The organism is Pseudomonas sp. LBUM1655 (assembly GCF_059716085.1).
Genome location: NZ_CP166801.1, coordinates 4,610,167 through 4,630,239, shown reverse-complemented (window position 1 = coordinate 4,630,239; position 20,073 = coordinate 4,610,167). Strand labels below are relative to the sequence as shown.

At 57.1% G+C, this 20,073-nt stretch carries 12 protein-coding genes; 7 read left to right on the top strand and 5 right to left on the bottom strand.

Features of this window, described 5'->3' with window-relative positions; translation table 11 throughout:
- Positions 1 to 7: 7 nt before the first annotated feature.
- From ACA074_RS20690 to ACA074_RS20675, 4 genes are all read right to left on the bottom strand, one after another.
- Positions 8 to 304 carry a helix-turn-helix domain-containing protein gene (locus ACA074_RS20690; protein WP_497677688.1) on the bottom strand — a complete coding sequence of 99 codons (297 nt, stop codon included), beginning with the start codon at positions 302 to 304 and terminating at the stop codon, positions 8 to 10.
- A gap of 115 nt (positions 305 to 419) precedes the next feature.
- The gene (locus ACA074_RS20685) at positions 420 to 881 is read right to left on the bottom strand and encodes a hypothetical protein (protein WP_497677687.1); all 462 of its coding nucleotides are present in this window, start codon (positions 879 to 881) and stop codon (positions 420 to 422) included.
- 768 nt (positions 882 to 1,649) lie between these two features.
- Positions 1,650 to 2,900 carry a ribonucleotide-diphosphate reductase subunit beta gene (locus ACA074_RS20680; protein ID WP_187679290.1) on the bottom strand — a complete coding sequence of 417 codons (1,251 nt, stop codon included), beginning with the start codon at positions 2,898 to 2,900 and terminating at the stop codon, positions 1,650 to 1,652.
- 553 nt (positions 2,901 to 3,453) lie between these two features.
- Complete coding sequence (locus ACA074_RS20675) at positions 3,454 to 3,714, bottom strand: DUF2790 domain-containing protein (protein ID WP_445181286.1); 261 nt, start codon at positions 3,712 to 3,714, stop codon at positions 3,454 to 3,456.
- A gap of 417 nt (positions 3,715 to 4,131) precedes the next feature.
- Here ACA074_RS20675 and acs point away from each other — a divergent pair, with 417 nt between their 5' ends.
- From acs to ACA074_RS20640, 7 genes are all read left to right on the top strand, one after another.
- Complete coding sequence (gene acs, locus ACA074_RS20670; RefSeq protein ID WP_489878940.1) at positions 4,132 to 6,087, top strand: acetate--CoA ligase; 1,956 nt, start codon at positions 4,132 to 4,134, stop codon at positions 6,085 to 6,087.
- Positions 6,088 to 6,806: 719 nt separating this feature from the next.
- Positions 6,807 to 7,580, top strand: coding sequence for an ABC transporter substrate-binding protein (locus ACA074_RS20665; RefSeq protein WP_489878941.1), 774 nt, complete (start codon positions 6,807 to 6,809; stop codon positions 7,578 to 7,580).
- 91 nt (positions 7,581 to 7,671) lie between these two features.
- Positions 7,672 to 8,361: an ABC transporter permease gene (locus ACA074_RS20660; RefSeq protein ID WP_007912702.1), complete on the top strand. Its 690-nt coding sequence runs from the start codon at positions 7,672 to 7,674 to the stop codon at positions 8,359 to 8,361.
- On the top strand, positions 8,358 to 9,056 hold the full coding sequence (locus ACA074_RS20655; RefSeq protein ID WP_187679286.1) for an ABC transporter permease: 699 nt from the start codon (positions 8,358 to 8,360) through the stop codon (positions 9,054 to 9,056). The genes ACA074_RS20660 and ACA074_RS20655 overlap by 4 nt, the downstream gene beginning before the upstream one ends.
- Before the next feature lies 1 nt (position 9,057).
- A complete protein-coding gene (locus ACA074_RS20650) occupies positions 9,058 to 10,170 on the top strand; it encodes a M14 family metallopeptidase (protein WP_497657936.1) in 1,113 nt (370 codons plus the stop codon).
- Positions 10,171 to 10,197: 27 nt separating this feature from the next.
- Positions 10,198 to 10,962 carry an ABC transporter ATP-binding protein gene (locus ACA074_RS20645; RefSeq protein ID WP_102354226.1) on the top strand — a complete coding sequence of 255 codons (765 nt, stop codon included), beginning with the start codon at positions 10,198 to 10,200 and terminating at the stop codon, positions 10,960 to 10,962.
- 235 nt (positions 10,963 to 11,197) lie between these two features.
- A complete protein-coding gene (locus tag ACA074_RS20640; protein ID WP_187679284.1) occupies positions 11,198 to 12,178 on the top strand; it encodes a GlxA family transcriptional regulator in 981 nt (326 codons plus the stop codon).
- A gap of 3 nt (positions 12,179 to 12,181) precedes the next feature.
- Here ACA074_RS20640 and ACA074_RS20635 read toward each other — a convergent pair whose 3' ends face one another.
- Positions 12,182 to 19,984, bottom strand: a complete 7,803-nt coding sequence (locus ACA074_RS20635; protein WP_497677686.1) for a dermonecrotic toxin domain-containing protein — start codon at positions 19,982 to 19,984, stop codon at positions 12,182 to 12,184.
- Positions 19,985 to 20,073 lie beyond the last annotated feature (89 nt).

Sequence of the window (20,073 nt, the reverse complement as noted above, 5' to 3'; positions counted from 1 at the left end):
AAGCAAATTATTTAGCCTTGTTAGGTGAGCGTAAATTTTTCAGTGAGTTTACTTCTGAAGCCACATCAGCCAAAAGCTTTTCAGCTGTTTCAGTTCCCATTTTTTCGAAAGCGACGGCTAGAAGCGTAAGCGGATGCACTCCTAAATTACTGGCAATCTCAACAATTTTCTGCAGCGTTGGTGATTTCAGCCCATTTTCTACTTCACTCACATAGCCCTGATTCGCCCCGATGGCGCCTTGGGGAAGACCTTTATCCCGGCGAATGGATCTGACTGTTTCCCCAAATGATTCTCTGAGTTCCATTTGCTTTCCCGCAAAAGGAACGATAAGGCCTTGGTGGGTCGAAAATCTCTATACGCTATAGAGATTTCTTGTGCCGATCAGCAGAAAAGTAAGGCTCAGATCACTACTGTTTCAGTCAGTCTAGTGGACCTATCAGCTTCGGGTAAGTAAATTCAGAGTGGTTGGTAGAGCGAATCGGTACATGAAAATTAAGCATTTCAGCCGAGTAGATGACGTGGCCTTTCGGTGGATGGTCATGATCAAATTTACCAATTTTATAAACTGACGAACAAGTCTGGTAGATAATGCCCTCGTTCTCTGCAACAACCTCGCCGAGGAGGGTGATGCTGATGAGTTCTTCCAATAGCCAATGGCTTTTTCCGGTAATGGACGGTGGACACATCATGTGAATGTGTTTGATTTCAATGTCTCTAGCTGCCAGTAAAAAATGACGCAACGCGAAAACGCATTCTATTAAGGCTGCTCGGTTTGTATCGCCAGTTGCCAGCGATGTAATCGTTGCAACAAAGTTTGGGCCTTCAATTTCGGCGTGAGGAAAGCTCCGAATTGTTTTAGAGATCGGATCATTAGCAAACATCAGTAAAAGCTCCAAAGATCGTGTCTTAATCAAAACGGATGGATTCTACTCTATATGCTATGGAGATTATTTGGTTGGGTGATCCGTTCGTCGTTAACTTGGGATTCAAAATGGTTCGCGGTATCTCGACGATTCAGTCAGCTTCCGCTGATAGTATGGGAGTGACTTAGCTCACTAGCCTTCAAATTTTCTGACGAAAATTACAGCGCGGGAGCTTCGGGTAATACTTTCGTTATTCCCGGTGTCCGAGGTAATTAAAGGGAGAAGCCTGTTGGCGGAAGACCGACTTTCTAGTGGGCCGGGAAGTCATTAGCTGAGGCTATAAACAAAAAAACCACCTACGCCATAACAGCGTAGGTGGTTTCCATGTATTCAGCTCTGGTTACTGGAGTTTCCAGGCTGGCTGAACAAGTTTTTTCCGTTGTCCGTGGGGGGAGGCTTTTGCCCGCGTTACCCTCGGCTAGCTCGCTCAGTGTAAAAGTCCACACAGTTCGCGTCAATTGCCTAACTTCTACTCCGACACCACCCAATGTTTGTAGCTGCAGATCTTGTGTTTACCCCGCATCCCCAAGTGATTGTGGCGCGATTTTAGAAGCTAAGTTTGGGGGCAGCCATCCAATGCTTCGTAGGCTTGGATGGCTTTCGAGGCTGTTGCTCCAGTCTGGTGTAATTAAACAACACGAATGAAATCAATTCACAACTGGGATGAAAAATGCAAGTCATCTTGACATCGTGTCAGAGCATCGTGACAAGTGGGGAGCGAAACTATTAGTCCCAGCTCAACGCCCCACCAGTTTGGTATTCGATCACGCGAGTCTCAAAGAAATTCTTCTCTTTCTTCAAGTCCATAATCTCGCTCATCCAAGGGAACGGGTTAGTCGTCCCTGGGTACTCTTCCTTCAAACCAATCTGGCTCAAACGACGGTTAGCGATGAACTTCAGGTAGTCCTCCATCATCGCTGCGTTCATGCCCAGTACGCCGCGAGGCATGGTGTCGCGGGCGTATTCGATCTCCAGCTGCGTACCCTGCAGGATCATCTGGGTCGCTTCTTCCTTCATCTCGGCGTCCCACAGGTGTGGGTTTTCGATTTTGATCTGGTTGATCACGTCGATGCCGAAGTTCAGGTGCATGGATTCGTCGCGCAGGATGTATTGGAACTGCTCGGCGACGCCGGTCATTTTGTTGCGGCGGCCCATGGAGAGGATCTGGGTGAAGCCGCAGTAGAAGAAGATGCCTTCCAGAACGCAGTAGTAGGCGATCAGGTTGCGCAGCAACTCTTTGTCGGTTTCGACGGTGCCGGTTTCGAACTTCGGATCGGAGATCGAGCGGGTGTATTTCAGGCCCCAGGTGGCTTTTTTCGCGACCGATGGGATCTCGTGGTACATGTTGAAGATCTCGCCTTCATCCATGGCCAGCGATTCGATGCAGTACTGGTAGGCGTGGGTGTGGATCGCCTCTTCGAACGCCTGGCGCAGGATGTACTGGCGGCATTCCGGGTTGGTGATCAGGCGGTACACGGCCAGCACCAGGTTGTTGGCAACCAGGGAGTCGGCGGTGGAGAAGAAGCCGAGGTTGCGCATCACGATGCGGCGCTCGTCGTCGGTCAGGCCTTCCGGGTCTTTCCAGAGGGCGATGTCGGCGGTCATGTTGACTTCTTGCGGCATCCAGTGGTTTGCGCAACCGTCCAGGTACTTCTGCCAGGCCCAGTCGTACTTGAATGGCACGAGTTGGTTGAGGTCGGCGCGGCAGTTGATCATGCGCTTTTCGTCAACGGCGACACGGGCGGAGGCGCCTTCGAGTTCGGCGAGGCCTTCGGCGACGTCGAGGGAGTTCAGTGCAGCCTTGGCGCGGGCCACGGCGGCCGAGTCAGCGGCGGTGACGGCGCGGGCTTCCAGCGCTGCGGCGCCGCCAGCGTTGTCGAGGCGGTCCATGTTGGCTTCAGTAGCGTGGCCGGCGTTGGCGCCTTTCACTGCTGCTACTTCACTGTCTTCTTTGTCGAATTCGTCCCAGCTCAGCATGACGTGTCGTCTCCTGCGTGAGGGCCTGTCGCCCCGTGTGAAACCTGATTGGTTGGTTTTTCACACGGTCGTACAGACCGCGTTGGATCTTAAGGAATCGTTTTTTGCAGCAGCTAAGGCAGGCAATAAAACAGAATTTTGTACGGGGTTCCGAGAGCCTCTGACGGGCGCAGCTCGCGTTGAACGCTGCTGCGGGGCTTCAGATTGGCTGTTCATCCCTGTAAGGGAATATTGCTGTCCCGATTAGGGCGGCATTATAGGGAAAAAAAACGGGCCGTGCTGAGGCGAATCCGCGCATGGAGCGGTCGGGGAGGGTGGTTTTTCAGTGAGAGCGTTGGTTTACAGGGCTTTGCCGGGGAAAGATTTTTTTTCGAAGAAATTTCGTATTTGTGGATTTGCTCAAAAAATAAACAAAAAATCGCGTTTTTCACTACATCTAGTGTTTTGCAAGCATTTTTGACGGTTCCAGACACAACTGAGCCCGACCGAAGTCGGGCTGGAATCGACCCTCATTGATGCGCTGAGAGATCCAATTCGGTGCAGTCTGAGCTCATCAATTGGTGCAACCGTTGCCCATGACGCTGTAACGCAGGATGTGACGCTGGCCTGTGGAGTCGTCGTATTCCATTTTCATCGGAACCACTTCGCAGACGTTTGGCACTTCGCTCATGGAAACAACTTTGGCGATGTCCAGGTGGGTGGAGTAGGTGTACTCCTCAATAGCCGGTTGTTGCTGTGCGACATCAGTCGGGCCCTCGTTTGCCATGGCGGTTGCGCACAGACTGCTGAGGGCCAGAACCAATAAAGCTTTCATTTCAAATGTACCTTTTTGAGGTCGAGTGGGGTCACGCAACCTTTTTGGGGTTGCGTGTGGAACTTCAGTGCTTTGTTTCATTACTTGGAGAGCGGGATTAACGGCCTTCGTGGGGGCTGTAACGTTGTTAATCGCTTTGCCTTGTCGGCGAGGTGAATTTTAGGGAGGTGGGGCGGGGGTAAACAGAGCGGGTTTTGATAAACACCTTTGGCAGATTTGGTAACAATCGCCGGAAGATCAAAAGATCGCAGCCTTCGGCAGCTCCTACAAGGGCCGTGGGGCTTGGGGTTGAGGGTTTTGGTCCGGTAACGCCACGACTTGTAGGGGCTTGTTACTACCATCGTCGAATGGTTCTATGGGGCCGCTCCGGCTACAACGGGGTCATACAAAAACAACTATTACACCGAGGTAGGAAAGATGAGTGCGGCTTCTCTGTATCCCGTTCGTCCCGAGGTTCTGGCTAATACGCTGACTGATGAGGCGACCTACAAAGCCATGTACCAGCAGTCGGTCGTCAACCCTGACGGCTTCTGGCGCGAGCAAGCCAAGCGTCTTGACTGGATCAAGCCTTTCACCACGGTGAAGCAGACTTCTTTCGACGATCACCATGTCGACATCAAGTGGTTCGCCGACGGCACCTTGAACGTTTCCTACAACTGCCTTGACCGTCATCTGGCCGAGCGCGGCGATCAAGTCGCGATCATCTGGGAAGGTGACGATCCTGCCGAGAGCCGCAACATCACCTACCGCGAACTGCACGAGCAAGTGTGCAAACTCGCCAACGCCCTGCGTGGTCAGGACGTACACCGCGGTGACGTGGTGACTATCTATATGCCGATGATTCCCGAAGCCGTGGTCGCCATGCTGGCCTGCACCCGGATCGGCGCGATTCACTCGGTGGTGTTCGGTGGTTTCTCGCCGGAAGCCCTGGCCGGTCGCATCATCGACTGCAAATCGAAAGTTGTGATTACCGCTGACGAAGGCATTCGTGCTGGCAAGAAGATTCCGCTCAAGGCTAACGTCGACGACGCGCTGACCAACCCGGAAACCAGCAGCATCCAGAAAGTCATCGTGTGCAAGCGCACCGGTGGCGACATCAAGTGGAACCAGCATCGCGACATCTGGTACGAAGACCTGATGAAAGTGGCGGGCACCGTGTGCGCGCCGAAAGAGATGGGCGCTGAAGAAGCGCTGTTCATCCTTTATACCTCCGGCTCGACCGGCAAGCCGAAGGGTGTGCAGCACACCACCGGCGGGTATCTGCTGTATGCGGCGATGACTCACGAGCGCGTTTTCGATTACCGCCCGGGCGAAGTCTACTGGTGCACCGCCGACGTCGGCTGGGTCACCGGCCACAGTTATATCGTCTACGGCCCGCTGGCCAATGGCGCGACCACGCTGCTGTTCGAAGGCGTGCCGAACTATCCGGACATCACCCGGGTGGCGAAGATCGTCGACAAGCACAAGGTCAACATCCTCTACACCGCGCCGACTGCGATCCGCGCGATGATGGCGTCCGGCACCGCTGCTGTTGAAGGCGCGGACGGCAGCAGCCTGCGTCTGCTCGGTTCGGTCGGTGAGCCGATCAACCCGGAAGCCTGGGACTGGTACTACAAGAATGTCGGCAAGTCGCGTTGCCCGATCGTTGATACCTGGTGGCAGACCGAGACGGGCGGCAACATGATGAGTCCGTTGCCGGGCGCCCATGCGCTGAAACCGGGTTCGGCGGCACGGCCGTTCTTCGGTGTGGTGCCGGCGCTGGTCGACAACCTCGGTAACATTATTGAGGGCGAGGCTGAAGGCAATCTGGTGATTCTCGATTCGTGGCCGGGTCAGGCGCGCACGCTGTATGGCGACCATGACCGTTTCGTCGACACCTACTTCAAGACGTTCCGTGGCATGTATTTCACCGGTGACGGCGCGCGGCGTGACGCCGATGGTTACTACTGGATCACCGGGCGTGTGGATGACGTGCTTAACGTGTCTGGCCACCGTATGGGCACGGCCGAGATCGAAAGCGCGATGGTTGCTCACCCGAAAGTCGCCGAAGCAGCGGTCGTCGGTGTGCCGCATGACATCAAGGGACAGGGCATTTATGTCTATGTCACGTTGAAGAATGGCGAGGAGCCGAGCGAGCAGTTGCGTCTGGAGTTGAAAAACTGGGTGCGTAAAGAGATCGGGCCGATTGCTTCGCCGGACGTGATCCAGTGGGCGCCGGGGCTGCCGAAGACCCGTTCGGGCAAGATCATGCGCCGCATTCTGCGCAAGATCGCGACCGCTGAATATGATGGGTTGGGGGATATTTCGACCCTGGCGGACCCGGGTGTGGTGCAGCATTTGATTGATACGCACAAGACCATGAATGTTGCTTAAGCGTTAGAAGCATAGGAGCCCTGTCCGGTTTTGCCGGGCGGGGCTTTTTTGTGTCTGGTGGATTTGTGTCGATCGGGCCGGCCCCTTCGCGAGCAGGCTCACTCCCACAGTTTGACCGAGTACCTTCAGACAAAATGCAGATCCCTGTGGGAGCGAGCCTGCTCGCGAAGGCAATTTGTCGGACGCCGAGGTAGTCCGCTGTCGGAACGCGGACTCACCCAACCAATAATTATCGATTTCAGCCGTAGGGCATTTCCCGCTGTTACCTCCTGCCTTCCACGTAACCGAATGTGTAACCGCCCGCGCCAAACCGGGGCAAAGGGAAACGCATCGCCCCGTTTTAGCGCCTTAAAACGCCTAGTGAAAAATAAGACACAACGCTGCGCTTGCCGGATTAGAAGGGTTTGCGAATAATAGGCCCGCAATTTGCAGCATAGATCGGTTAACAATCTTTCGCTCTTGCATGAATTTGCAGGGCTGTCAATGTGCTCAAGTCGCTTTCTCTGTGCATCTGTAATTAGTTGTCGCATTGAAGAAATATCGGCTTCGGGCCTGTCGTTAGAATGCCGATCACTCGCTCATCGTTGCTTACGTTGAAACCTCCGACGGTTTCAATAGGAAATTTCCCACCGATGCAGCAACCGATTTCCGATTCACCATTCGCATATTGGGCTGTTGCTCACTCTGCCGTTTTTGCCCTTTACCGATGGAGTCCCAAGATGAAGAAACTTGTGCTGCTTGGCGCCCTGGCACTGTCCGTGCTGTCGCTGAATTCCTTCGCGGATGAAAAACCTCTGAAGATCGGTATCGAAGCGGCTTACCCTCCGTTCGCATCGAAAGCGCCGGATGGCAGCATCGTTGGTTTCGACTACGACATCGGCAACGCGCTGTGCGAGCAGATGCAGGTCAAGTGTGTATGGGTCGAGCAAGAGTTCGACGGTCTGATCCCAGCACTGAAAGTGCGCAAGATCGACGCGATCCTGTCGTCCATGTCGATCACTGAAGATCGCAAGAAGTCCGTGGACTTCACCAACAAGTACTACAACACCCCGGCTCGTCTGGTCATGAAGGCCGGCACTCAGGTCAGCGAAGGTCTGGCTGAGCTGAAGGGCAAGAACATCGGCGTGCAACGTGGTTCGATCCACGAGCGTTTCGCTCGCGAAGTCTTGGCCCCGCTGGGTGCCGAGATCAAGCCATACGGTTCGCAGAACGAAATCTACCTCGACGTGGCTGCCGGTCGCCTCGACGGCACCGTGGCTGACGCTACGCTGTTGGATGACGGTTTCCTGAAAACCGACGCTGGCAAAGGTTTCGCCTTCGTTGGCCCGGCATTCACCGACGTCAAATACTTCGGCGACGGCGTAGGCATCGCAGTCCGCAAGGGCGACGCCCTGAAAGACAAGATCAGCACCGCCATCGCGGCCATTCGCGAAAACGGCAAATACAAAGCTATCCAGGACAAGTACTTCGCCTTCGATATCTACGGCAAGTAAGACGTCTCTGCGACAAGTCCGAAATGGCGCAAGCAACAGAATCTCTGCGGTTTGCGCCATTTTTTCATCCCAACTTTCGAGGACCTGAATCATGTTGAAAGGCTACGGGGCTGTCATCCTCGATGGCGCATGGCTGACGCTTCAGCTCGCCTTGTCGTCCATGGCTCTGGCCATCGTTCTGGGGCTGATCGGTGTCGCGCTGCGCCTGTCGCCGGTGCGCTGGCTGGCGTGGCTGGGCGATCTGTATTCCACGGTGATCCGCGGGATTCCCGATCTGGTGCTGATCCTGCTGATCTTCTACGGCGGTCAGGACTTGCTCAACCGCGTTGCACCGATGCTCGGCTATGACGACTACATCGACCTGAACCCGTTGGCCGCCGGTATCGGCACCCTGGGTTTCATCTTCGGTGCGTACCTGTCGGAAACCTTCCGGGGTGCGTTCATGGCCATTCCGAAAGGTCAGGCCGAAGCAGGCATGGCGTATGGCATGAGCAGTTTTCAGGTGTTCTTCCGGGTGATGGTGCCGCAGATGATTCGTCTGGCGATTCCCGGCTTCACCAACAACTGGCTGGTACTGACCAAGGCCACCGCGCTGATTTCCGTGGTCGGTCTGCAAGACATGATGTTCAAGGCCAAGCAGGCGGCAGACGCCACTCGCGAGCCTTTTACCTTCTTCCTCGCAGTGGCGGCGATGTACCTGGTGATCACCAGCGTTTCGTTGCTGATCCTGCGTCAACTTGAGAAGCGCTACTCGGTAGGCGTAAGGGCGGCTGATCTATGATCTTCGACTACAACGTCATTTGGGAGGCTCTGCCGCTGTACCTCGGCGGCCTGGTGACTACCCTCAAATTGCTCGCGCTGTCGCTGTTTTTCGGTCTGCTGGCGGCACTGCCGCTGGGCCTGATGCGCGTCTCGAAGAACCCGATCGTCAACGGCGCCGCGTGGTTGTACACCTACGTGATTCGCGGCACGCCGATGCTGGTTCAACTGTTCCTGATCTACTACGGTCTGGCGCAGTTCGAAGCCGTACGTGAAAGCTTCCTCTGGCCGTGGCTGTCCAGCGCCACGTTCTGTGCGTGCCTGGCCTTCGCGGTCAACACCAGCGCCTACACCGCGGAAATCATCGCAGGCAGCCTCAAGGCCACGCCGAACGGTGAGATCGAAGCGGCCAAGGCCATGGGCATGTCGCGCTTCAAACTGTACAAGCGCATCTTGCTGCCGTCGGCCCTGCGCCGGGCGCTGCCGCAGTACAGCAACGAAGTGATCATGATGCTGCAAACCACCAGTCTGGCGTCCATCGTGACCTTGATCGACATCACCGGCGCGGCCCGTACCGTCAACGCGCAGTACTACCTGCCGTTCGAGGCGTACATCACCGCTGGCGTGTTCTATCTGTGCCTGACCTTCATTCTGGTCAAGCTGTTCAAGCTGGCCGAGCGTCGCTGGTTGAGCTACCTCGCTCCGCGGAAGCACTGATATGGAACGCATCGACCACGTTTTGCCGTGGAGCCACTTAGGCAGCGAGCGCAAGATTTCGGTCTTCCGTTTCGGTAGCGGTGAGCGCAAGGCCTACATTCAGGCCAGCCTGCACGCTGACGAATTGCCGGGCATGCGTACCGCCTGGGAGCTGAAAAAGCGCTTGGGCGAACTCGAAGCCAAAGGCCTGCTCAACGGTGTGATCGAACTGGTGCCGGTGGCCAATCCGTTGGGTCTTGGGCAATTGCTGCAAGGCAATTTCCAGGGCCGTTTCGAGGCGGGCAGCGGCAAGAATTTCAACCGTGATTTCGTTGAGCTGAGCGCGCCGGTAGCGGCAGCGTTGGCCGACAGTCTCGGTGATGATCCGCACGCCAACATTCGTCTGATCCGTCAGGCGATGGCTGATCACTTGGCCGCATTGCCGCCAGCGAGCAGCCAGTTGCAAGGCATGCAGCGCGTTTTGCTCAGTCATGCCTGCACCGCCGACGTGGTGCTCGACTTGCACTGCGACGCCGAAGCCGCGCTGCACCTGTATGCGCTGCCGCAGCACTGGCCGCAGTGGCGTTCGCTGGCCGCGCACCTGAATGTGAAGGTTGGCTTGCTGGCGGAAGATTCCGGCGGCAGCTCTTTTGATGAAGCGTGCTCACTGCCGTGGCTGCGTCTGTCGCGGCAGTTCCCGGATGCGCAGATTCCGCTGGCGTGCCTGGCGACGACCATCGAGCTGGGCGGTCAGGCTGACACTGGCCGTGCCGAGGCCGAGGCGTATGCTGAAGGCATTCTGGCGTTCCTCGCCGAGCAAGGTTTGATTACCGGCGAGTGGCCCGATCCAGCCAACGAGCCGTGCGAAGGCATGCCGTTCGAAGGCACCGAATTGCTGCTCGCGCCGCACCCTGGCGTGGTGAGTTTTCTGCGTAAACCCGGCGAGTGGGTCGAGGCCGGGGACGAGATTTTTGAAGTGATCGACCCTGTGTCCGATCGGGTCAGCACGGTATGTGCTGGTACGTCCGGGGTGCTGTTTGCCATTGAACGGCTGCGCTATGCCCAACCCGGTTTCTGGCTGGCCAAGGTGGCGGGGCGCGAAGCGCTGCGTCACGGACGCTTGCTCAACGACTGACTGACTGTTTTTGTGAGAACCGACCGCATGTACAAACTTGAAGTCCAAGACCTGCATAAACGCTATGGCAGTCACGAAGTGCTCAAGGGTGTTTCCCTGAAAGCGGCAGCCGGCGATGTGATCAGCATCATCGGCTCCAGTGGCTCCGGCAAAAGTACTTTCCTGCGTTGCATCAACCTGCTTGAGCAGCCGCACGCGGGCAAGATTCTGCTCAATAACGAAGAGCTGAAACTGGTGGCCAACAAGGACGGCGCGCTGAAAGCCGCTGATCCGAAACAGCTGCAGCGCATGCGTTCGCGTCTGTCGATGGTGTTCCAGCATTTCAACCTGTGGTCGCACATGACCGCGATTGAAAACATCATGGAAGCGCCGGTCCACGTACTGGGCGTGTCCAAGGCTGAAGCCCGCGAGAAAGCCGAGCACTACCTGAACAAGGTTGGCGTGGCTCATCGTAAGGATGCGTTCCCGGGGCACATGTCCGGTGGCGAGCAGCAGCGTGTGGCGATTGCCCGTGCGCTGGCGATGGAGCCGGAAGTGATGCTGTTCGACGAACCGACTTCGGCGCTTGACCCGGAACTGGTCGGTGACGTGCTCAAGGTGATGCAGGCGCTGGCTCAGGAAGGCCGCACCATGGTTGTGGTGACGCACGAAATGGGCTTTGCCCGTGAAGTGTCGAACCAGTTGGTGTTCCTGCACAAAGGTGTTGTTGAAGAAAGCGGCAACCCGCGCGAAGTGCTGGTTAATCCGCAGTCGGAGCGCCTGCAACAGTTCCTCTCGGGTAGCCTCAAGTAATCAGGACTGCCGGTATGCACCGGAATAGTGCATGCTTCGCCGACCGGGTTCCCCTGTAAGAGCTCCCGCAGGCTGCGATCTTTTGATCTTCAAAAACCAAAATCAAAAGATCGCAGCCTCGTTTCACTCGACAGCTCCTACAGGTGATCTCCGTCAGACTCAAGATTTGTGTTCATTTTCGGGCTAGCATTGGCCCTTGCCTTCATCACCGTTCCTCGTTTCGGATTGCCCGCCCATGACTGCCCATCGAATTGGTTTCCTGATTTGGCCCAGCACTAAAGCGTTGACGCTGGCGCTGGCGGAGGAGGCCTTGCGTGTTGCTCAGCGGGTGCACCCGGACGTGGTTTACGAACTGTCGTTCTTGCAGGCCGAGCCGCCCGTCGAAGGCGCCTGGCAATTACCCGGCGAACCGTGGGCCGGCAAGCTCGAGAACTTCCAGAAACTGTTCCTGCTTGCCGATGAGCCGCCAACTTCGCTGGCCTCGCCACTGAGCAGCGCGCTCAAGCAACTGGTGCGTGCCGGTTGTGTGATCGGTGGTCTGTCGGCCGGTGTATATCCGTTGGCGCAACTGGGGTTGCTCGATGGTTATCGCGCCGCCGTGCACTGGCGCTGGCAGGACGATTTCGCCGAACGCTTCCCGAAAGTCATCGCCACCAGTCATCTGTTCGATTGGGATCGCGATCGCCTGACCGCATGCGGCGGCATGTCGGTGCTCGATTTGTTGCTGGCAGTGCTGGCCCGTGACCACGGCGCGGAACTGGCCGGTGCGGTGTCGGAAGAACTGGTGGTCGAGCGCATCCGCGAGGGCGGCGAGCGTCAGCGTATTCCGTTGCAGAACCGTCTCGGCTCCAGTCATCCGAAGCTCACGCAAGCCGTGTTGCTGATGGAAGCCAACATCGAAGAGCCGCTGACCACCGACGAAATCGCCCAGCATGTGTGCGTATCCCGTCGGCAGTTGGAGCGGATCTTCAAGCAGTACCTCAACCGCGTGCCGAGCCAGTACTACCTGGAACTGCGCCTGAACAAGGCCCGGCAGATGTTGATGCAAACCAGCAAGTCGATCATCCAGATCGGCCTGTCGTGCGGCTTCTCCTCGGGGCCGCATTTCTCCAGTGCCTACCGCAACTTCTTCGGCGCCACACCGCGGGAAGATCGCAACCAGCGGCGCAGCAGCAGTCCGTTTGAATTGTCGTCGGTGCCGCCCGAGCGCGGCTAGACGCTAGTCGACGACCAGGTCACCTGAACTCTGCGAAGAGTCGATGTAAGACCTGGCTTCAGCGCCACTGGAAAACGAGTCGTCTTCGAACTCTTCGAAATGGCGACCAATTCTTTGTGGGATCTGCAGTCTGACAGCCCTTCTGCTGGCATAAACACTCAGTGCTTGCTGGCTACTAGGGGAGAGCAGATCGCCGCTGAAGATGAATTCGGTGGTGTCGGCCTCCATTATCTCGATGGGCAATTCGACAATGGCGTTGTTGGCCAGGTCGGCATACACAAGGTCCGGGCGATTGAACAAGCCCGGCGGAATTTCCGTGAGTCCTGTGTTGTTCAAGTTCAGTCTGGCCAGTGACGTCATCTGACTGAGGTCGGGGGTTCGGCCCAGCGCGTTATCCCTCAAGGCGAGTCGCGTGAGGTTACTCATGCCGCGCAACGCATTCGCGCTTTCCTGAGTGAGGGTGATCTGACAATTGACCAGACTGAGTTCCGTCAAACTTTCCATGGCTGGAATGGCGCCAGGAATGTCGCCCAGATGATAGCTCTCTATGGTAAGCGAACGCAGATGGGGGAAGCGCTCCAGGAATCGACCGACGCGAGGGAGCTTGAATCTGTTACCCGCCAGGATCAGCGTGCGTATATGCCAAAAATCCGCCGACAGCGTTGGTAGTTCGCCTGTAATTGGCAGATGGAACGTAAAGTCGAACTCGGATCGGCCTTCCCTCACTATCCGGCGCCAGCATTGTTCGAGACTTTCCTTGAATCGCATTCTGCAATCTTGTTCCTCGATCAGGCTATCGCCCGTCAAGGGTGTGTTGGTGCCGGGGGCGAGGGGAATTTCATTCGTCCACGCCTCAAGATCATTGATCAGTGTGGTGATCTCTGTTTGTCTGCGGATCAGTTCCAGATGCCCATCGGCCAAAGTACCGGGCAGGCCGTAGACGATTTCGTCGAGGCGCGCGTCGGTCAGATGCGGATACAACGCACGGGCCAGCAAACTATCTTCCTGAGGTACGGAAACGCCAAAATCAATGCCCAGCGCTTGATGATGGGTTTTTATCCGTTCGCGCGTGGCTGGCAACAGCGGGTTGCGATTCAAGTCAAAGCCATTGCTGGCGTCGGCGGGCAGTTGAAAAAGTGCCTCTGGCAACTCGCTGATGCGGTTTTCATGGAGTATCGCCGTTTCCAGAACCGGCAGTTCGAGCAGGCTGGGCGGTAGATGGTCGATCCCGGTTCGGGATAGATCGATGAACGTCAGTGCTCTCAGCGCCGAAACGTCTGGGGCGCTGCCCAGCGGGTTGTTGTACATATCCAGCATTGTCAGTCGGGATAACGAAGACAAGGCCGCTTGCCCCGATTCATCAAAAGCAATGCCGCAGCTGCTCAGTACCAGGGTTTTGAGTTGGGGCATGCGGGACACGGCCAGGGGGAATTGATCCAAGGCAAAGCGGCGCATTTCCAGTGCCTCCAGCCCGGTAAAGCAATTCAGGAAACCCTCAACCCCCGTCAGCTTTTCGCTGCCCTGCAAGGTCATTTGGGTGACGTGACTGAAATCAGCACTCAGCGCTGGCAGATCACCGATCACCCTGAGGTGGGCGTCGAAAGCGTTGAGCCTGAGTTCTGTTTTGCTGTTTTGTCTGCTGCGCCAGAAATGTTCCAGTTGTTCGCTGAACGCTCGGCGCTCGAACCGCTGTGTCGCTCTGTCAGCAGCGGTCATGTTCAAACCCGCCAGACCCGCAGGTGCGCGGTCGGACCATTCGGTAAGGTCACTGACCATCTGCGTGAGTTCAGCCTCCCAGTGCGCCAGTTGGGCGCTGCCGTCTGCCAGCGTTCCAGGCAATTCATAGATCACGTGCGTGACATCTTCGATGTCCAGATCGGGAAACAGTGCTTGTGCCTTGGCGATGTCGGCCAGGTCGGGGAGTACACCGAAGTCATAGCCGATGGCAGCGTAGTGGGACTTGATACGCTCACGCGTGGGCGGGGACAAAGGATTGTTTGCCAGATCTATGCCGTCAGCCAGATCAATGTCCACCGCGAAAAACGATTCGGGCAGATCCGTGATCGCGTTGTCGTTGAGCAGTGCATTGCGCAGGTTCGGATGAGAGCTCAAACCATTGGGTACGTTGCCAATGCCGGTATTGGTCAGGCGAACATCGTTCAGCATGGGCAGCGCCGCCAGATCTGGAATCTGCACCAGTGTGTTATGGCTCAGGTTCAGGAGTTCAAGTTCGTTCAGCGATTGCAGAAGGGTCTGCCCCTCGGCCGTGAGGGTAATGTTGCAGTGGGTCAGCATCAGCTCCTTGAGCTGCGACAGGTGTCCGAGGTTGGCTGGTATTTGTCCCAATTCGAAGTTGCGCATCTCAAGGACGTGCAGGTTGGGAAACAGTTCCACGAACGAGGCGATGTCATTCACCGACGCAGTGCCCATCAGGTTCAGACTCGACACATGGCTGAAATCTACGTTCAGCCGTGGCATGTCCCCCGTGAAGGCCAGGTTCGCGATAAAGTGATCGTCGCGCATGCTGGAGGTGGTCGAACGACTTTGCCAGAAATCCTGCAGCCGCTGGGCAAACTCCGATCGGGCCGTGTAGTTGTTGAACATTTCGACAGCATCGATCGCCGCCCCCGTCACAGGGTTCTGATGTGGTACCTCAACGGCCCATGTGCGCAGATCCTGCTCCAGCCCGCTCAGCTCCATTTGCCAGATATTGAGCTGAATCCGACTGTCCGCCAGGGTGCCGGGCAGGTCATAGATCACTTCACTGGCTTCGACGGTATCCAGCGTCGGGAACAGCCGCTTCGCCAAGGCGATATCTGTTGGATCTGCCAGCACGTCGAAATCATGCCCGGTTTTGCGGTAATAGTTTTTTATCTGGTTGCGAGCGTTCGAGGAGAGCCTCGGATTCTCGGCCAGATCAATTCCGTCACTGCGCTCGGCCGGCAGATCGAACAAGGCATCGGGCAATTCGACAATATTGTTTTCACTGAACAATGCGGTTGCCAGGTTGTGATTGTCGGTGATTCCGGCTGGAAGCTCGGAGAGTCCGGTGTCTGACAGGTCGAGGTGCTTGAGCGAGGGCAGCAGATTCAGATCAAAGAAGGATCCGAGCGGGTTGCCGCGCAACTCGAGTATCTCCAGTTGGCTCATGGCGCAGAGTGCTGCTTGATTTTCCGGGGTGATCACGACCCCGCAGTTCTTGAGCCGCAGTGTGACCAGTTGCCGGGCATTGATGGATTCCAAGGTGGCCGGTTCCAGGTCAAAAAAACTCAGCTCCAGGTCGGTCAGATTCTGGAAACGTTGCAGGAAGGGCAGTACGGTCGAAACGTTTTTGTTGCCGTCGAGCGTCAGTTCAGCAACGTGGCTGAAGTCAGCGTCGAGTACTGGCATGTCTCCGATAAACTCGACGCTCGCTACCAGACGGCTACTGCGAGAGTTGGGGGATACAGGGCTTCTTTCGTGCCAGAACTGTTCGAGTTTGATACTGAATCGCTGCCGGGCGAGACGTTCGTTCACCCGCTCACTGATAGTCAGCGCCTGGCCGGTTTCGGGGTGGTGGTCAGGAACGTTATTGGTCCATTGCGCCAGGTCGTTTTGCATTCGGTGGGCTTCGGCTTCCCATCCGGCGAGGTGGACGCGACCGTCAACCAGTGTGCCGGGCAGTTGATAGAGCAACTCGGCGGCCTGCTCGGTGTCGAGGGCAGGAAAGAGGTTCATGGCCCGATTCATATCGGCTCGCTCCGGCAAGATGCCGAAGTGTTTTCCGGTTTGCTGGTAGTACGCTTTCACCCGCTCCCGACTGATTGGAGACAGTGGGTTGTTGGCAAAACTGAAGCCATCGCTCAGCGCCGGGGGCAAGTCGAAAAAAGCCTTGGGAATGTCAGTGATCTGATTGCCGTCGAATCTGCCATTGCTCAGCCGTGGATGATCCAGCAGACCGTCTGGCAGCTTCGTGATTCCCGTGTTTTCGAGATTGATGTAGCGCAACGAAGGTATCGTGTGTACCTCGGGCGCAGCGCCTAATCGGTTGCCTTGCAGGTCCAGGATAAGGAGTTCGGACAAGGGTGAAAATAGCGCTCGGCTGTCGGCGGGCAGAACAATGCCGCAGTTGCGCAGGATCAGATTTCGCAATCGTGGCATCGAGCGAATGGCGGGCGGCAGATTCGGCACATTCAGGTTTTGCATGTCGAGGTAAAACAGTTGCGGGAATTGCTGCAAAAACCCATCGACGGCGCCGGTGCGGGCGCTGCCATTGATGCTCAGCAAGGTGACATGACTGAAGTCTGCATTCAACACAGGCAGGTCGCCAATGATCGGCTCCCTGATCTGCAGCGTGTAACCGGTAGAGCTGCGTAGCTCCCTGCGCCAGCAGCGTTCAATGTCGACCCTGAGTCGCGCTCGGCTTTGCCTTGCAGCCCGCAGTTCAATCACCGTCAATGGAAGGCCGGTGTCGGGATTGTTCACGGGGATCCGGGTTTCCCACAGCCGCAGGTCATCCTGAAGTTGACTGAGTTCACCCCTCAGACGGGTCAGTTCGTTTCTGATTGCTACCGGGTCCTGATTGAATCGGGTCGCAAAGTCTTCGGCCTCCTGAGTGGTGTAGCCGCGATAGATCACCTGAACAGGATCCAGTGGCTGGGGCTCTATGATTGCGCCCGGATGCACGTAGGCGTCAGGCAGACCGAATGTTGGCTGGCGACCGCCACGCCCGACCAGGCGCAGAGTATCCAGTTGCGGTTGCGGAGCCGGGGGCAGTGATATCGCTACGCGCAGATCCTCCCGAGCCAGTGGCCGGGCGCGGATCTCACTTTTCAGTTGTTCCGGCTGGCCAATCTGAATGTTCAGGGCCTGACGTTCGGTATCCGGCAGGGCGTACAGAATGCTGGAATAAATATCGGTGGCCGAATGCAGTTCCTGGCCGCGGTCGTCGAACGGCTGATAGAGGTCATCGGTTTGTCTGACCAGAATTTTTTGCACCGGCGCATCCACTCGCCCGGTGCTGTCGAGCACCTTGCCCTCATAGGCGCCGTCGCGAATTTCCAGGCGCACATCACCGCTCCAGCCAGGCACTTGCCTGAGGCTGTGCAGTACCAAAGTGTCGGTATCCGGATTACTCACCGAGCCCATCTCCAGTCCTTCATATGCGCGCGCGACGCGTACCTCTTCGCTGGCAATCTGGATAAGGTTTTGCTGGCGCTGGGGTAACTGCCCTTCACTGATCAGCAATAGCTCATCGCCGGTGGCGTTGTTGAGCAGTTCCTCCGTGATGCGCCGGGGGAGCGTTGGTTCATGCTGCGTAAGGCGGCTGATCAGCGGATCGTCGGGCGTTTCGAGAGCCTGGTAGCGTGCTTCGAACAGTGTCCCGCGTTGCGTTTTGGCATGGTGCAGCAGTTGCTTGCGCAAATGGCGGGTGCGGACCTCCAGTGTCAGATCCGGACCGGCGAAGTCTTCGCCCAGCAGCGCTTTGGCGTCCTGTTCATCCAGGGTTTGCAGCAGTGTCTTCAGGACATCGCCGTCCACCAGTCCGTCCGAGCGAATATCGGTGAGGGGAAGCGTTTCGTCTGCTGAAGACTGCCAGGTGACAGCCTGTTGTTGGTCCATCAGGCGCAGGCGTTTGTTGCCAGGCCAGCGTCCGTAATCATTGAGCAGTTGCAGTTGCGTCAGCGGGTCGGCACTGCGTTGCTGTTCGGGCAACTCGCTGCCCATTTGCTCGATTAACAGTTGCAGATCCTGGTCGATCTTGAAGCGCGCAATACTGTCCGCCAGCAACGGCGGTAACGGCTCCTGGTCGACATGCATCTGACGAAGAGCGTTGTGGTCGAAGCCGCTGATCTGAAGGACTCGTTCACGTTGAACGGGTGAGAAGGACTCGACCGAGTGGCCAATCCGCCGCAACGCCGTGGGGGCGTCCCACTCCAGCGGCTGTTCGACCTCGGTGTGCCACGCACCGTCGCCGTTATGGCGCACCAGCGGCTTATAGGCGTCGGGTCGGGTTGGATGATCAATTCGATATTGGCCGGGAATCGGAGTTTCTTTGACGGCATAGTGGCCTTGATCAATGGGTAGCAATAGCTTGCCCTGATGTTCGTGCAGGCCCAGTCGCGAAGGGGATGAACCTGGCGTCGGCAGGTTTTTTTGCTGGTAGGCGGACAGATCCGGTTTCCAATAAAGGGTTTTGCCGTTGGGCATCTGTACCGGTTTGAAACTGTCGATGAAGGCGACTATTTCTTTGGGCAGCACGTTGCGGAACTCGCCCAGGGCAACGACACCGCCGGCGACAAATGCGCCGAGTTGAACCAGCGACTCAAGGCAGCCGAACAGGTGCGTCAGCGCTTCGGTGTTCTGGCCTTGCGTCCACTCGACAATGCCTTCGAACATTTCGTCGAGAAACTGGTAGGCCATGTACGCCATCATCATTTCGCCCAGAACCGGCACGAACGGCGCAATGATGAATGCGGCGGTCTGCACAATCGTCGAGGCGATGCCGACGAACGAATCCCACAGTGCCCAGCGCACTTTTGAATCGACTGTGGCGGTCGCGACGGCAATGACTTGGGCGTCATTGAGGATCTTGTTCAGTTTGCCTTGATAGAGGTGCTCCCATAACTCGGCGCTGATTGGCGTGGCGGCCAGTTGCAGGTCCGGTTTGTCGAATGGTTCGTCTCGCCACACCGGCTGCGTGCTGCCCGGCACGGGTTCGTGCCACGTCACCCGGCTCAGGCGAGCGTTCAGGCTGGAGAAGAAAAAGCCACGCTGTTCGTGGTTGACGAACCGGCTGAAGAATTTCTGATAGTCGCGTGAACGCAGTTGCCGGGTCAGTTCGACTTCCAGCTCTGCTGAGGAGGCGTATTCCTTGATCGGGTGTTCAGGGTCATCCGGCACCCAGGCCACCACTCGCGCCACGCTTTGCGGTTCATCTGCCGGCGGGGCGAACACAGCGATGCCGGTGAGTGGGGCCTCCATCATCGTCAGGCTGTTACATAGCAGGGACTGGCCATTGATTCGCAGGTGCGGTACGCCTTCGGCCAGTGCGGTGATCGTACGAAAGTAGCCCTCGCTGATATCGTCGTTCATGCGGGCGAGTTGCAGGGCGGCTTTCAGGGCGGCTTGCTGGCTCTTGTCGACCTTGAGGCGCAACGCCGAGGCTTTCGCTTCATCGCCAAACCCCAGATGGTCTTCCAGCCAGGTTTTGTACTGCGCGCCGATATCCAGCGTTCGGCAGAGCGGGGTGAATGCGGCGATGCTCAGCGTTTGCTTGATCGCAGGCAGGGTGTCGAACTGGCCGGTCGCCGAGGGTTTGGTAATGAAGGTGGATTCGGCTTCATAGGCATCGTCCTCGGTTTCCTTCTCCTCGAAGTTATGCAGCGCGGCGTCCAGTAGCGACACCGTCCAGGTGCGGGCGCCGGTCTTGATCGAAAACAGTGGCGTGGTGGCCGGGATGTACAGGTGCAGGTACGTGGTTCTGACGTCCAGATCCAGAGCGAACTGTTCTTTCAACGCGGCTTTGAGCAGGGGCTCGGCGAAGGTGCTGGCGTCCTGGAAATGTTCGAGCTGTTGGTCGACATCGTTTTGGGCGGTCCAGTGCGCGGCATTGAGCGCCTTCAGCGCTTGATGGTGGGCGACCGATACCGCTCGCAGCTTGGGGGGCAGTGCGGGTTGCGTGGTCTTGAGGGCGTTGCGCCTGGCCGCCGAAGCGTTGCCCAACCAGTCGGGCATGCTGGCTTTGAGGTGCAGGTAATGGACGTCGGGCTGCTGTGAATCGACGTTGTGACTGGTGGCGGTGTGCTGCTCGTCGGTCGGATGCATCGGGCCAATCCTTGGCGTTTGAAAGCGCCAATCAAATCAGAGCGATGCACCGTCGGTGCGGTACATATTTATACCGGTGGGAAGGTCTT